General features: G+C 66.1%; 15 protein-coding genes, 1 tRNA gene and 1 pseudogene. 8 read left to right on the top strand and 9 right to left on the bottom strand.

What is annotated here, in order from left to right; translation table 11 throughout:
- The first annotated feature begins 25 nt into the window (after positions 1-25).
- The gene (rfbB, locus tag L5G28_RS04715; protein WP_237000499.1) at positions 26-1042 is read left to right on the top strand and encodes a dTDP-glucose 4,6-dehydratase; all 1017 of its coding nucleotides are present in this window, start codon (positions 26-28) and stop codon (positions 1040-1042) included.
- Positions 1042-2067, top strand: coding sequence for a UDP-glucose 4-epimerase GalE (galE, locus tag L5G28_RS04710; protein ID WP_237000498.1), 1026 nt, complete (start codon positions 1042-1044; stop codon positions 2065-2067). Before rfbB ends, galE begins: the two co-directional genes overlap by 1 nt.
- 25 nt (positions 2068-2092) lie before the next feature.
- Here the strand turns inward: galE and L5G28_RS04705 are convergent, their stop codons facing one another.
- From L5G28_RS04705 to L5G28_RS04695, 3 genes are read right to left on the bottom strand one after another with little or no spacing between them, the layout of a single operon-like run.
- On the bottom strand, positions 2093-2677 hold the full coding sequence (locus L5G28_RS04705; protein ID WP_237000497.1) for a hypothetical protein: 585 nt from the start codon (positions 2675-2677) through the stop codon (positions 2093-2095).
- Positions 2678-2696: 19 nt separating this feature from the next.
- Positions 2697-3962, bottom strand: a complete 1266-nt coding sequence (locus L5G28_RS04700; RefSeq protein WP_237000496.1) for an MFS transporter — start codon at positions 3960-3962, stop codon at positions 2697-2699.
- Positions 3959-4597 (bottom strand): GntR family transcriptional regulator, encoded by a 639-nt coding sequence (locus L5G28_RS04695; protein ID WP_237000495.1) that lies wholly within the window; start codon positions 4595-4597, stop codon positions 3959-3961. The genes L5G28_RS04700 and L5G28_RS04695 overlap by 4 nt, the downstream gene beginning before the upstream one ends.
- 230 nt (positions 4598-4827) lie before the next feature.
- Between L5G28_RS04695 and L5G28_RS04690 the strand changes: the two genes are divergently transcribed.
- From L5G28_RS04690 to L5G28_RS04680, 3 genes are all read left to right on the top strand, one after another.
- A complete protein-coding gene (locus L5G28_RS04690; RefSeq protein ID WP_372477167.1) occupies positions 4828-5985 on the top strand; it encodes an NAD(P)-dependent malic enzyme in 1158 nt (385 codons plus the stop codon).
- Between the two features lie 35 nt (positions 5986-6020).
- Positions 6021-6881 carry an arylamine N-acetyltransferase family protein gene (locus L5G28_RS04685; RefSeq protein ID WP_237000493.1) on the top strand — a complete coding sequence of 287 codons (861 nt, stop codon included), beginning with the start codon at positions 6021-6023 and terminating at the stop codon, positions 6879-6881.
- Between the two features lie 63 nt (positions 6882-6944).
- Positions 6945-7017, top strand: a tRNA-Thr gene (locus tag L5G28_RS04680).
- Positions 7018-7110: 93 nt separating this feature from the next.
- Here the strand turns inward: L5G28_RS04680 and L5G28_RS04675 are convergent.
- From L5G28_RS04675 to L5G28_RS04660, 5 genes and pseudogenes are all read right to left on the bottom strand, one after another.
- The gene (locus tag L5G28_RS04675) at positions 7111-7446 is read right to left on the bottom strand and encodes a hypothetical protein (RefSeq protein WP_237000492.1); all 336 of its coding nucleotides are present in this window, start codon (positions 7444-7446) and stop codon (positions 7111-7113) included.
- A gap of 275 nt (positions 7447-7721) precedes the next feature.
- A pseudogene (locus tag L5G28_RS19480) lies at positions 7722-7955 on the bottom strand (recombinase family protein); the annotation flags it as partial.
- 102 nt (positions 7956-8057) lie between these two features.
- Positions 8058-8468: a hypothetical protein gene (locus L5G28_RS04670; protein WP_237000491.1), complete on the bottom strand. Its 411-nt coding sequence runs from the start codon at positions 8466-8468 to the stop codon at positions 8058-8060.
- Entirely contained in the window at positions 8465-8800 is a 336-nt protein-coding gene (locus L5G28_RS04665) for a hypothetical protein (RefSeq protein WP_237000490.1), read from the bottom strand. The genes L5G28_RS04670 and L5G28_RS04665 overlap by 4 nt, the downstream gene beginning before the upstream one ends.
- The gene (locus tag L5G28_RS04660) at positions 8790-9449 is read right to left on the bottom strand and encodes a glycoside hydrolase family 19 protein (protein WP_237000489.1); all 660 of its coding nucleotides are present in this window, start codon (positions 9447-9449) and stop codon (positions 8790-8792) included. The genes L5G28_RS04665 and L5G28_RS04660 overlap by 11 nt, the downstream gene beginning before the upstream one ends.
- A 327-nt stretch (positions 9450-9776) precedes the next feature.
- On the opposite strand from L5G28_RS04660, the gene L5G28_RS04655 reads away from it, so the two are divergent.
- Positions 9777-10253 carry a hypothetical protein gene (locus tag L5G28_RS04655; protein WP_237000488.1) on the top strand — a complete coding sequence of 159 codons (477 nt, stop codon included), beginning with the start codon at positions 9777-9779 and terminating at the stop codon, positions 10251-10253.
- Positions 10254-10591: 338 nt separating this feature from the next.
- On the opposite strand, the gene L5G28_RS04650 is transcribed toward L5G28_RS04655, so the two are convergent.
- On the bottom strand, positions 10592-11047 hold the full coding sequence (locus tag L5G28_RS04650) for a glycine-rich domain-containing protein (protein WP_237000487.1): 456 nt from the start codon (positions 11045-11047) through the stop codon (positions 10592-10594).
- A 512-nt stretch (positions 11048-11559) separates the two neighbouring features.
- On the opposite strand from L5G28_RS04650, the gene L5G28_RS04645 reads away from it, so the two are divergent.
- Positions 11560-12786: a cytochrome P450 gene (locus tag L5G28_RS04645; protein ID WP_237000486.1), complete on the top strand. Its 1227-nt coding sequence runs from the start codon at positions 11560-11562 to the stop codon at positions 12784-12786.
- Positions 12783-13349 (top strand): TetR/AcrR family transcriptional regulator, encoded by a 567-nt coding sequence (locus tag L5G28_RS04640; protein WP_237000485.1) that lies wholly within the window; start codon positions 12783-12785, stop codon positions 13347-13349. The genes L5G28_RS04645 and L5G28_RS04640 overlap by 4 nt, the downstream gene beginning before the upstream one ends.
- Positions 13350-13367 lie beyond the last annotated feature (18 nt).

Here is a 13367-nt window from a genome sequence, read left to right as displayed (position 1 = left end):
GAGACGTTCACGACGAAGGAGATCCATGCGAGTCCTGGTGACGGGCGGCGCCGGCTTCATCGGCGCGAACTTCGTGCTGCGCACCCTCGAGACCCGACCGGACGCGTCGATCACCGTGCTCGACAAGTTCACGTACGCGGCCAACCCGTCGACATTGACGCCTGTCGCCGACCGGGTCCACGTGGTGCGCGGCGACATCGCCGACGCCGCCGTCGTCGACCCGCTGGTGGCCGCTGCGGACGTGGTGGTGAACTTCGCGGCAGAGTCGCACAACGACAATTCGCTTGCCGACCCGTCGTCGTTCGTGCAGACCAACCTGGTCGGCACGTACACGCTGCTCGAGTCGGTACGCCGCCACGGCGTTCGACTCCATCATGTGAGCACCGACGAGGTGTACGGCGATCTCGACCTCGACGATCCCGCGCGTTTCACCGAGGAGACCGCGTACAACCCGTCGAGTCCGTACAGCTCCACGAAAGCGGGCAGCGACCTGCTGGTCCGGGCGTGGGTGCGCTCGTTCGGAGTCGTCGCGACCATCTCGAACTGCAGCAACAACTACGGTCCGTACCAGCATGTCGAGAAGTTCATTCCCCGGCAGATCACCAATGTGCTGACCGGGATTCGACCGAAGCTGTACGGCGACGGCCGCAACGTCCGCGACTGGATCCACGTCGACGACCACAACGACGCGGTGTGGACGATCATCGAGCGCGGACAGCCGGGTGAGACGTACCTGATCGGCGCCGACGGCGAGGTCGACAACCGGACTGTCGTCGAATCGATCCTGGAATCGTTGGGCCGTCCGCGCGACGCCTTCGACTTCGTGACCGATCGGGCAGGCCACGACCGCCGGTACGCGATCGATTCGACACGCCTGCGCACCGAGCTCGGTTGGTCGCCCAGGTTCACCGATTTCGCGTCCGGGTTGGCCGCCACGATCGACTGGTACCGGAGTCACAGCGACTGGTGGGCGCCCGTCAAGGACGGTGTGGAAGCGTCGTATGCACAGACCCAGAACATCCTCGACCGAGAAGGATCCTGATGCGCGTTCTCGTCACCGGCGGCGCCGGCTACATCGGCTCGCACACCGTCCTGCAGCTCCAGGCTGCCGGGCACGACGTCGTGATCGCCGACGACTTCAGCAACGCCAAGCCGAGCATCGTCAAACGGCTTGTCGCCCTGTCTGGTTCGCCGGTGACCGTGTACACGGTTGACCTGACCGACGAGATCGCGACCGAGCGGGTGTTCGCCGACGAGCAGGTCGACGCCGTGATCCACTTCGCCGGTTTCAAAGCCGTCGGCGAGTCGGTCGCGAAGCCTCTCTCGTATTACCGCAACAACCTCGACACCACGTTCTCGGTCCTTGCGGCGATGGCCAAGCACGGTGTGCGCACGTTCGTGTTCTCGTCGTCGGCCACCGTGTACGGCGAGAACCCGGTCCGGGAGCGCACTGAGGACATGCCGACGTCGGCGACCAACCCGTACGGGTGGACCAAAGTGATGATCGAACAGGTGTTGCGTGACCTGGCGGTCGCCGACGACTCGTGGCGCATCGCGCTGCTGCGCTACTTCAACCCGGTCGGCGCGCACGCGAGCGGTGAGATCGGTGAGGATCCCAACGGGCTACCCAACAACTTGATGCCGTTCGTCTCGCAGGTGGCGGTGGGACGTCGCGAGAAGTTGTCGGTGTTCGGCGACGACTACGACACCCCGGACGGCACGGGCGTCCGCGACTACATCCACGTCGACGACCTCGCGGCCGGACATCTCGCCGCGCTCGAGAAGATCACCGTCGGCGACCAGCCGTTGTCGGTGTGGAATCTCGGCAGCGGCCACGCCGTGTCCGTGCTCGAGGTGATCGCCGCGTTCGGGCGTGCCAGCGGCCGCGACATACCGTACGAGATCGTGCCGCGTCGCCCCGGTGACCTGCCCGCCTACTGGGCCGACCCGTCGAAGGCCAACGCCGAACTCGGGTGGACGGCGACCCGCACGATCGACGACATGTGCGCGGACACGTGGCGCTGGCAGTCGAAGAACCCGAACGGTTTCCCCGACGACGACGAGTGAGTCCGGCCCGCGAGAACCGACAGCGCTAGTGCGGTGTGCTCCAGCGCGGCAGGATCATCAACGCCGCGACGAGGAAGCACAGCGCACCGATGAACGTTCCGACGTTCGCGAGCAGTGCGTCCGCCGTCACCCCGGTCGTGCGGACGAAGGCGCCGACGGCCGACGCTGCGAATGCCAGGCAGCCGATCATGTTGATCCACGTGGCCTGCCAGTCACGCGAGCGCGGAGCCCACGCCTGGACGAGAAGCAGTGCGAGGCCGCCGCTGACGAGGAAGCCGAGCGATCCGAGCGCGTCGGGCGCCCACACGTCGGTCCGCTCCGTGTGCACGGCGTGCGCCCACACCGCGCTTCCGGTGCTCACATTGAACAGGACGGTCCCGAGTGACTGAATGGCCGACGACCACCGTCCGGCGCCGGGGTCGGCGAGGATGAGCTGGATCAGTCCGGCGGCGGTGAAGAACCACGAACCGACGAAGCACAGGATGTTGGTGACGGCGGCGCCCATGACGGACGGGAAGCCGGGCGCGGTCCCGACGGCGAAGAACACGGATCCGACCGCGAACAACCAGCATTGCCACGTGAGAGTGACGAAACGCCTGCAGTCGGCCACCACCGGTCCATCCTGATCGTCAGCGGCTCGATGCCGACTCCTCGTGCGTCAACTCGACGTCGGTGACGTGACTTCGCATCGTGTGCGGTCCCGCCATCCCGGTGCGGTTGCCGATCACCATCACGACCACCGCCAGCAGTGCCATCGCGACGCCGAATCCGAAGATCTCACCGTATCCGATGAATTCGAAGCGCTCCATGACGGCGGCGATGACGGCCGGTGACGCGAAACCCAGGTAGGTGAGCCCGTAGAAGACGGCGGTCAGTCCGGCGAGTTCGTCTGGTCGGGCGATCCGCTGAACTTCGAGCAGCCCGGAGATCAGCGCCATCCCGTAGCCGCAGCCGAGGATGGCGGCCGAGACCAATGCCATCGCGACCGCGTGGTTCGCGGCGGCCACGATCGCCGAGCCGAGTCCGACCGCGACGAAGAGCAGCGCGATGACGCCCGTCCGCGGCGATCCGGGTTTGTCGAGTCGCTTGCCCACCGTCTGGATCAGGAAGCCTGCGGCCAGGCCGACGACGCAGCACAGTCCGGCGAACGCGATCGCCCAGTTCGATGTCTCGTCGGTCATGAAGGTGGGGATCACGGCGTAGGCGACGGCGCATGCGCCGAACACCCACGGTGCGACCGGCGCGACGAGCAACCAGAAGCGTGGGTGCCGCGCGGACCGGACACGAAGGTCCTGCCCGAGGCTGCGGCCTGTGTCGCGCGGCGGGTGCGACTCCGGCGCCCGCAGGAGCGCTGCGAATGCGATGCCGGACAACACGATGTTGATCAGATAGGAGAGCTGTCCCGGCCAGGGCGCCCACTGCGCCAGGATCGCCGCGACGCCCGCACCGACGCCGAATCCGGCCGTCAGACTCAGCGCGGCACGCCGCGCTCCCGCCGTCACGCTCGCACCGTCCGCATCGGACAGCTCCTTGATCCAACTGCCGCCGACGGCCATCGCCAGCCCCAACGCGACACCGCTGGCGATGCGTCCGGTCACCAGCAGCGGCACCGAGTCGGCCCCGGCGGCGAGCAGCGCCGAGCCGACCGCGGCGATCACCGGCGCGGGCAGCATCAGCGGACGGCGACCGTACCGGTCCGACAGCGGTCCGCCGATCAGGAGCGCCGGGACGATACCGAGGACGTAGGTGAACAGCAGGACGTCGACGACGACCGGTGCGATGTCTGTCGTCGTGCGATACATGACCAGCAGTGGCGTGAACTCATTGCCGCCCCACGCCGCCGCGAACACGGCGAGGCAGACCGCGGGCCAACCGGCGTTGCGCAGCGTGGTCATCGAACTCCTCCGTCGACGTCGTGAACACCGGCCAGGTGGGCCGCCAACAGTCCCGCGAACCCGTCGGCGTCGCCGTCGGCGATCGCCGCCGCGAGTGCGGTGTGATCGTGGTGAATGCGGTCGACGACCTCACGGCCGAGATGCAGCCGCGCCGCCGTCATCCGTCGCTGCCGCTCCCCGAGGGACGTGTAGAAGTCCCCGAGCAAGGCGTTGCCGTCGGCGGCGACGATCAGTTGGTGGAACTGCGCGTCGAGTCTGGCGAACTCGGCGGCGTCGGACGGGTCCACCGCCTGATGCGTTCGACGGTTCTCGTCGAGTCGCGCGCCGAGCGCAGCGAGCGTCGACGGCGTGCCGACCACCGAACGTACGGCGTGCGATTCGACGAGCACGCGCGCCTCGAGAACGTCACGCGACTCCTGGTCACCGACAGGCACCACCAGTGCGCCGCGCTTGGGATACAGACGCATCCAGCCTTCGGCAGCCAGCCGGAGGAATGCTTCACGTACCGGAGTGCGGCTCACCTCACAACGCTGTGCGATCTCACCCTCGCTAATGAGTTCCCCACCGGGAAGCTCGCAGGTGAGGATCAGTTCCTTCACGTCGGCATAGACCCGATCCGCCGCTGAATACGTCATAGACACAAGATGGATACTATCGCAGCAGGGTGTGCGCGGCGAACGAGTACCCGCCGGTAGATTGTCAGTTCACTCACAAACAGTGGTTCGGCTCACTCCTTCGGCCGTTCACGAAATACGCTGAACGCACATTTTCGTGTCCCAGTACGTCCGGTGTTTCCGGAGATCGAGGAGCAAGTGTGACCAGTCCATCGAATGACAGCGCGACGAGCCAGCCGAGCCTCGCGGACGTGCCTATCACGAATGAGGAGATCTTCCTCGCGCACGAGGGCGGCAAGCTGTCGGTGGAGCTCCGGTCGCCGATCGACACGCAGCGCGACCTGTCGATCGCGTACACGCCGGGCGTCGCGCAGGTGTCGCGGGCGATCGCCGCCGAGCGCGACCTCGTCGACAAGTACACGTGGACCGATCGACTGGTCGCCGTCGTCTCGGACGGCACTGCCGTTCTCGGGCTCGGCGACATCGGACCGCGCGCATCGTTGCCGGTGATGGAGGGCAAGTCGGCACTGTTCCGTACGTTCGCAGGCCTCAACTCGATTCCGATCGTGCTCGACACCACGGATCCTGACGAGATCGTCGAGACGCTGATCCGTCTGCGCCCGAGCTTCGGCGCAGTGAACCTCGAGGACATTTCGGCTCCCCGTTGCTTCGAGATCGAGCGACGGGTCATCGAGGCGCTCGACTGTCCGGTGATGCACGACGACCAGCACGGCACGGCGATCGTCGTGCTCGCCGCGTTGAAGGGCGCGTTGACGCACCTCGGCAAGAACATCGGAGAACTCAAGGTCGTGATCTCCGGTGCGGGCGCCGCAGGTGTCGCGTGCGCGAAGATCCTGCAGGCGGCGGGCGTCCCGGACGTGGTGATCCTCGACTCGAAGGGGATCATCGGCGGCCACCGAGACGACCTCAACGAGTTCAAGGCTGATCTGGCGTCGTGGTCGAACCCCCGCGAACTGTCGGGCGGCGCGGCGGAGGCGCTCGCCGGCGCGGACGTGTTCCTCGGCGTCTCGGCGGGCACGGTCGCAGAGGAGGCGATCGCGTCGATGAACGCCGACGCGATCGTGTTCGCGTTGTCGAACCCGGACCCGGAGATCCACCCGGAGGTCGCCGCGAAGCACGCGGCGATCGTCGCGACCGGCCGCAGCGACTTCCCGAACCAGATCAACAACGTCCTCGCCTTCCCCGGCGTCTTCGCCGGCGCGCTCGACGCTGACTCCCGCCGCATCACTGAGGGCATGAAACTCGCTGCCGCGGAGGCGATCTTCGGCGTGGTCGGCGACGACCTCGCGGCCGACCACATCGTGCCGAGTCCGCTGGATCCGCGTGTGGCGCCCGCCGTCGCCAAGGCTGTCGCCGACGCCGCCCGCATCGAAGGCGTCACCAAGTAGGTCTTCCGCCGCGGAAGACGTTCACAATGGGCCGTATGAGGATGTGGCACGGCGACGACGTAAACCTGCCCGCGTATCTCGCGCGGGTCGGGTTCCAGGGCGATCCGACGCCGAGCCTCGCCACGCTCGTCGCATTGCATCGTGGGCATACGACGTCGATTCCGTTCGAGAACCTCGAGATCATGGTGGGGCGTGACGTCCCGCTGGATTCGGAGTCGTTGCAGCACAAGCTGGTCGACTCGATGCGGGGCGGCTACTGCTTCGAGCACGCCACTCTGTTCGCGGCGGTCTTGGAGCAGATCGGCTTCGGATTCACAGCGTTGAGTGGACGAGTCACCCTCGGTGGTGACCCGTCGTCCCGTCCGCCGACTCACGCGTTGATCGTCGTCGAGATCGATGAGCGCCGGTACCTCTGTGACGTCGGGTTCGGCCGCGGGCCGCTCGAACCGATCGAGCTGCGCGACGGCGTCGAAGTCGATCAGGACGGCTGGCGTCTGCGTCTGACTACCGAGCCGGTCGGCGATCTCTTCGGCACCGACCGTTGGATCCTCTGGCATGCCACCGAGGACGGGTGGATCGATCGCCACACGTTCACGTTGAATCCCCAGTTCCCGATCGATTACCGGGTCGGCAGCCATTTCGTGTCGACGTCGCCGGGTTCGCCGTTCACCGCACGCCTGTTCGTCCAACGGTTCACCGTCGACGCGCACTACACGCTCGACGGCGACTCCTTGACGACCGTGACGCCCGACGGCGTGCCGACAGCGCAGCATGTGCATGCCGACGACCTCGCCACGGTCCTGCAGGACGTGTTCGGCATCGAGCTGACGACCTCCGACGCCACCGCTCTCGTCGCATCGGAGAAGGTGCGACGACAGCAGAACGAGCCGCGCTGACCCCCGTTTTGCCCCCACCGGCATCGAGTCGGTAACATCATCCGGGCTGCCGCGAGGCAGCACGCCGCCTTAGCTCAGTCGGTAGAGCGATTCACTCGTAATGAATAGGTCAGGAGTTCGATTCTCCTAGGCGGCTCCGCAGAAATGCAGGTCAGAGAATCCTTCTGGCCTGCATTCTTCGTTTCCGGCGCAGCGCGAGTGACCATTTGCCGACCATATTGAGCGGAACTTAGCTGAACCCGCGCCAGTTGAACCCGCGCCAGTTGAAGACGAGGCGGTCGCCGCGGGGTGCAGCCGACTCGTTGACGACGATCGTGTCGACGACGGACCGGATCACCGCGCGCCGGTCATCCTCGGTGGCGGTGTCTACCCACCACTCGACGACAGACTCCTCCGTGAGCGCGGGCAGCCCGTCGACAGCGGCGAGCGTCGCGAGATGCCGCTCGGCGTCGGCGAGGGTGCGGCGTGCCGCAACCATCCCCGCGTCGAATGCCTCCTGCGGTCCGCCCGACCCGAACTCTTCCGCGAGCCGGACCATCCGCTGGTGCGTGTCCTCAACGACCATCCGCCAGTGTGCCGCTCATTGTTCGGCGACGGGGCGGAGTGCGTCGAGCCACGGCCCCGATGTGATCCGCACGAGCACCCGCTCAGACGCTTCGGTCTCGGCGATCGCCTGCGGATCGTGAGCGGCTCAGGGCACGCGCCCGCCCCGCACATGTAGTTGACGCCCGTCAGGTACATGGGGCGGCCGCATGACGCGCAGCGCAGCACGTCCGCGAGAAGGGGACTCTGCCGCCGCTGCGGCGTGAACCGCTTGCGGTCAGAGTCGTTGATGCGGTCGCGTACCCGCTCCCACAGAGCGACGTCGAGAATTGGGTCGACGTCGGGGTCGGAGGTGAGTTCGCCGTTGCGCTCCCGGAGTCCGACGGCGCGCGGGCTGGTGACGGATCGGCTGATCGTGCGCGACGACCACGGACGGCCGGACACGGTAGGGATGCCGCGCTCGTTGAGGTCGGCGGCGACCTTCTTGATGGGTTCGCCGTCGGCGACGCGCTCCGCGAGTTCGCGGAGCACGTCGGCTGCGGCGTCGACGATCTGGCCCTCGTTCCATCCGTAGGCTCTCACCGCGAGCCACCCGAGGTTACAGTCGTAAACCGCAACCTTACAGGTTCGGTGCTACAGGAAGTCTCGCAGGATTTCCGGCGGAGGCTCAACCGAGTGCCCAGGGTCCAGTCGCAGAATCGTCGCCACCAGGTACCGGATATACGACAGCGCCGCGAAGAACCGGCGGTTCGTCTCGGTCAGCTTCTTCTCCCAGCCGTCGACCCGCTCCGACAGCTCCTCAAAGTCCTCATTAACCCGGTCGTACTGGCGGCTGATACGCGCTATCTCCGCCTCCTGCTTCTCATACGAGGAGGACCGCCTAGCCTCGACCTGGTTGTCCGGTTGCCGCGCCTGCCACCACCGCGCCCCCGCACCCAACACCGACGGCAGCTTCGCCGCCGACTTAGAGCACAGCGCCGGAGAACCGAACAGCAGAAACAACACCAGAACGAGCCAGCTCGGCAGCCCATCCGGCGCGTTCACGAGGCGGCCTTCAGCGCCCGCTCGGTCCGCGTCTGGTTGAGGTAGCCGAGCGCCGCCGACCAGCACGTCGCCGCGAAGATAGCGAACATCATCGGGGTGCGGAACCCGTCTCCGCCCCGCTCGACACACTTGACGATCAACCCGATAGCGAGCGCCGCATACGTGCACCGCATGACGTGCAGCCCGGCGATGGTGATGTTCGGCCAGCGCCCGAGGAACCCCGCCGCCACCGTGATCCCTGCAGCCAGGAACAGCACACTCCACAACTGCAGCGGCATCGCCGTCCCGACGAACGTCAGGCTCGACGTCGTGCCCGGTAGGTCACCGGTCACGTAGTCGATGCCGCGCGCGATCGGTTCGAGCGTCCACAGGGCGAGGATCGGCCAGCGGAAAGTCGTCGCTGCTGACATCCATGCTGAGACCTCCTACGGTCGTTGAGGGAAGTAGTTCCGACCCGAGCGCCTTGCACCGGACCAGACGTGCGCGGCGTTCCTCGATGCCGGTGTGGCCGCCGTTGATCGCCCGCGTGACACCGTTCAGGTCGTCCGCGTCGGCGAGGTTGTTGAGCTGCGGGCGGGCGACAGTCCAGTACCAAGACGCCGCGAGGAATCCCCACTTCGGGTCGTTGCGGACGAGGTCAGGATTCTTGACGAACCGTTGCGGGTCCGTCGTGTATCGCTTGCTGAAACACCACTCGGAGAACTCCCCGAAGTTGTGGCGGCCAGTCAGTTGAATGGGGCCAGACCCGCGGAACCGGTAGCCGTCGCCGGTCTGCGTGTTCCCGAGGTCGACGCGCCCCTCATATCCGCGCTGCGCGGCGGCCGGCCCCCATATCTCCGACATGTACTGCAGTCCGACGGACTCGTAGCCGATCTGCGCGCACCAGTGCGCCGCCCGGAGCGGGGTAGTGATCTGCGCGGCGCGCATCGCGTTGGCGAACGCGTCGACCATCTGCGACGCCCGCTGCAGCGAACACCCCATCGCGCTGGAAGCACAATATCCGAAACGAGAAGGTGATCAAGGCCATCCTGGAGTCGCCCGACTCTCAAGTCGGACCGAATAGTGACCTCGACGGCCTCGAATATCGGAACACGGTTAAGCGTCGAATCTGCAACAGAAGCGACTGTAAGGTCGTTGAAGAAGTAGCAGTGGCCGTGGCCACATCGGACCAGTATCACGATGAATACTATGGCGAGAAGGTCAACGGGCCATTAGGGGTAAAGACGGCCTACTGCGTCGGAATGACCAGGTGTCCAGATTGGGTTAGCGACGAGCGGCGAGATTAGCGACCAACGGAAGGTTTCAGCGATGACCTACAGGAAGAAGCTTGTTGTGACAGTAGCGGCGGTCGTGCTGGCGTGCGTGCTGATCGTCCGCTATCTCATCTACACGCGAAACAGTACAGAAGAGAAGGCCGACGAAAAGTCACGAGAGGTCGTCAGTTCGCTTATTGGTGCGGTTTCTGAAGCACGATACGAGCACATCCCTCAGCTGACTAATTCGACCGACATTATTGAAGCGGCCAAGTCTGCAGAGAAGTTTGATCGCCACCTTCGCGAGAACGGCACGTCCGGCGTAGAGGGATATACCCAGGAGGAACGAGATAAGCACCAGTTTACCTCACTAAACCCTGACGACATGCGTGTTGAACGGCTTTACGACTCACGCATTGTTTCTGTGGGCGAAAAGAGCGGGTCCCTGCGAGCCACTTTCTCTGTCGAAGAAGTGGACGGTAGGCACGTCATCACGAACATGAATAGAGGTGGAGGCGTCGCCGGATTGTAGCGACATGCTGCCGAAGGGGAGCGCTACGTCGACGGGGAAACGCTAATGATTGGTTACCATCTCTATCCGGAAGGCGACTGGAAAATATGGACAGCAAGCTCTCCCTGGCGATGATCGCTGCCACAACAATCCTGACGTTGTCAGGATGCGGAGACGAAACCGCGTCGGACGACACGAAGGGTTACTCACCCTCGTCCACGAGCACGACCTCTCAGGTCACAGTCCCTTCGGATCCCCCTGAGAGCTTTCGGGTTCTCAAACCATAAGATCGCCCTCTGGAGAGACTACGAAGTCGCCCCGTTCCTTAGTCGTGAGGCGGCGGGCGAGTTCGTAGACAGTCAGGACCAAGATCGGAACCGGCACCACGCCTGTCCGCGTGCTCCCGCCGCGCCACGCGTACGAGAACCGAAGATGCCATCTTTACCGCCCACTTCCGCTGCGCCCGGAGCGGTCGGCGAACCAGCATTACCGGCACCGCCCGCCCCGCCGGTATAGACGACGTGCTCAAACGTCGAGTTGCCAGGACTTGCACCGTTCTGGCCGCTCGTCGTGCCGGCGCCGCCCGCCGCCGACAGGCCCGACCCGATCCCCGTCACCGTTATCGCCTGCCCGGCTTCGGCCCACCCTTGTCCGAGTTCAGTGCCTGCGCGCCACCCGCGCCAACCGAGAACGACAGCGTCGGCGTCCCGTTGAAGTCTGACGCCCCGCTCGAACCTCCTCGTAGCGGCCTTCGCGCCGATCTGTGCCGCTATCGTCGCGGCGAAGTTCGGGTCGTTGCCGAGCGCCGCCGCCAACACCGACTGGGTATCGAGCGCCGTCGGCGACCCATCGATAGCGCCGCCACCGCATCACTGACAGCCTGATTCAGTTCCGCCTCCGACACCTCACCGGCCGGACCAGTAGGACCCTTCGGTCCGGGAGGGATCGACAGGTTCAGTTCTTGCCCCGGCGACGTCCCCGTAATCGTCGCGGCCGCCGGACCCTCGACGACCGTACCGATCGACAGATGGTTCGCCGGACCGGCCGGACCCGGCACCGTCGACACCGGACCGGTGCCGCCGGTCTCACCCTTCTCGCCCTGCGGCAGCACCAGACTGAGCATCTGGTTCGGCGACTCACCCGACAAGGATGCATCGGCGGTCTCGCCGCCCGTCACGGTACCGATAGTGAGCGTCGCCGACGGACCCGTCGGCCCCTCCGCGCCCTGCGGCCCCGGAGCCCCCGGAGACACCAACACCGTCCACCGATTCTCCTAGGCGGCTCACGTCTGGTTGACACTTTCTACTATCTGTCTCATTATTGCGACATGGATATAGATTCGTCACCGCGTTTCGCACTTCGGTCGGGACCCACGTGGCGGGACCCGTTCCCGATGTACGCGGCGTTGCGGCGCGACGACCCCGTCCACCACGTGGTGCCGTCCACCGCTCCGTTCGACGACTATTGGGTGCTGACGCGCCACGCCGACGTCACCGCTACCGCCAAGGACTGGGAGACGTTCTCGTCCGCGCAGGGACTCACCGTCACCTATGGCGAGCTGGCGACGATCGGTCTCAGCGACAATCCGCCGATGGTGATGCAGGATCCGCCCGCACACACCGAGTTCCGCCGGCTCGTCTCGCGCGGGTTCACTCCGCGCCAGGTGGTGACACTCGAACCGTTGGTGCGCGAGTTCGTCGTCGAACGAATCGAATCACTCAAAGCCGACGGCGGCGGCGACATCGCAGCCGACCTGTTCAAACCGTTGCCGAGCATGGTGGTGGCGCACTATCTCGGCGTCCCGGAAGTCGACCGTCGCCGGTTCGACGCCTGGACCGAGGCGATCGTCGGCGCCAACCCCGGCGGCGACCTCGGCGCCGCCATGACCACGGCCGCCGACGCGGTGCTCGAACTCACCGGCTACTTCGCCGAACTCATCGAACTCCGGCGCGCCGAGCCCGGCGACGACACCGTTTCGCATCTCGTCGCCGCCGGAATCGCAGACGACCCGCAAACCGACCCCGCAGGCCTCCTGTCGATCCTGGCGTTCGCCTTCACCATGGTCGCAGGCGGAAACGACACGACGACCGGCATGCTCGGCGGATCGTCGGCGCTGCTGACCGCCCACCGCGATCAACGGAACATCCTGCTCGACGAGCCGGACCGGCTACCCGACGCGATCGACGAACTACTGCGTCTCACCTCCCCGGTACAGGGGCTCGCCCGCACCACGACACGCGACGTCGAACTGCACGGCGTCACGATTCCCACCGGACGAAAGGTCCTGCTCTGCTACGGGTCGGCCAATCGGGACGAGCACGCGTACGGCCCGGACGCCGAACGTCTCGACGTACGACGAAAGCCCCGCAACATCCTCACCTTCAGTCATGGCATGCACCACTGCCTCGGCGCAGCAGCCGCGCGCATGCAGGCCCTCGTCACACTCGAAGAGCTCCTGGCCCGATGCCCGGACTTCGAGGTAGACGTCGACCGCATCGAATGGGCCGACGGCAACTACGTGCGCAGACCGACGTCGGTACCGTTCACGCCATGACCAGTCACCCAGATCGCAGCAGTTGGGCTCAGGGCGCCCGCCGCTCCGCGGCGAGAGACCGGATCCTCGCGATCGCAGGCGACGTGTTCGCGCAGCACGGGGCCGACGCCTCCATGTCCGAGATCGCGGCGGCGGTCGGCTGTTCCCGCGCCACCCTGTACCGGCATTTCGACAGCCGTACCGCGTTGCAACTCGCGTACGTGGAGCAGATCGCCTTCACCATCGGGGCGGCCGTCACGAACCGGACCGCGCACCTGACGGCGCCCGACGACCGACTCACCGAGGCGATCCTGTTCGCGTTGACCGAAGTCCGTGCCGATCCCGCGCTGTCGGCGTGGTTCTCTCCCGCCGGAGCGGGCTTGGCGAGCGAACTCGCGCTCTCGTCGTCCGCGATCGAGACATTGGCCAACCGGTTCGTCGGCGACCACGGGGCAGCGGGCGTCGCCGCGGCCAGGTGGATCGTCCGAGTCATCGTGTCCCTGCTCGTCGTACCCGCGGGCCCGGACGAACGCGAGACCATCGAACGGTTCGTGACGCCCGCAGTCCTCGCATCGTTCGCCTAAGTCCCGACGAGCCCGACG

It is taken from the genome of Gordonia liuliyuniae, assembly GCF_021739025.1.
Taxonomy (GTDB): Bacteria; Actinomycetota; Actinomycetes; order Mycobacteriales; family Mycobacteriaceae; genus Gordonia; species Gordonia liuliyuniae.
Note: the sequence above shows the minus strand (reverse complement) of the source record. Positions and strands in the feature narration are given on the sequence as shown.

Bases quoted from the DNA above. Each gene is read 5' to 3' on its own strand.
- L5G28_RS04640 (WP_237000485.1), top strand. From the start codon at position 12,783: ATGACCAGTCACCCAGATCGCAGCAGTTGGGCTCAGGGCGCCCGCCGC.
- L5G28_RS04660 (WP_237000489.1), bottom strand. From the start codon at position 9,449: ATGGGGTGTTCGCTGCAGCGGGCGTCGCAGATGGTCGACGCGTTCGCC.
- L5G28_RS04685 (WP_237000493.1), top strand. From the start codon at position 6,021: ATGAGGATGTGGCACGGCGACGACGTAAACCTGCCCGCGTATCTCGCG.
- L5G28_RS04700 (WP_237000496.1), bottom strand. From the start codon at position 3,962: ATGACCACGCTGCGCAACGCCGGTTGGCCCGCGGTCTGCCTCGCCGTG.
- L5G28_RS04695 (WP_237000495.1), bottom strand. From the start codon at position 4,597: ATGACGTATTCAGCGGCGGATCGGGTCTATGCCGACGTGAAGGAACTG.
- L5G28_RS04675 (WP_237000492.1), bottom strand. From the start codon at position 7,446: ATGGTCGTTGAGGACACGCACCAGCGGATGGTCCGGCTCGCGGAAGAG.
- galE (WP_237000498.1), top strand. From the start codon at position 1,042: ATGCGCGTTCTCGTCACCGGCGGCGCCGGCTACATCGGCTCGCACACC.
- rfbB (WP_237000499.1), top strand. From the start codon at position 26: ATGCGAGTCCTGGTGACGGGCGGCGCCGGCTTCATCGGCGCGAACTTC.
- L5G28_RS04655 (WP_237000488.1), top strand. From the start codon at position 9,777: ATGACCTACAGGAAGAAGCTTGTTGTGACAGTAGCGGCGGTCGTGCTG.
- L5G28_RS04645 (WP_237000486.1), top strand. From the start codon at position 11,560: ATGGATATAGATTCGTCACCGCGTTTCGCACTTCGGTCGGGACCCACG.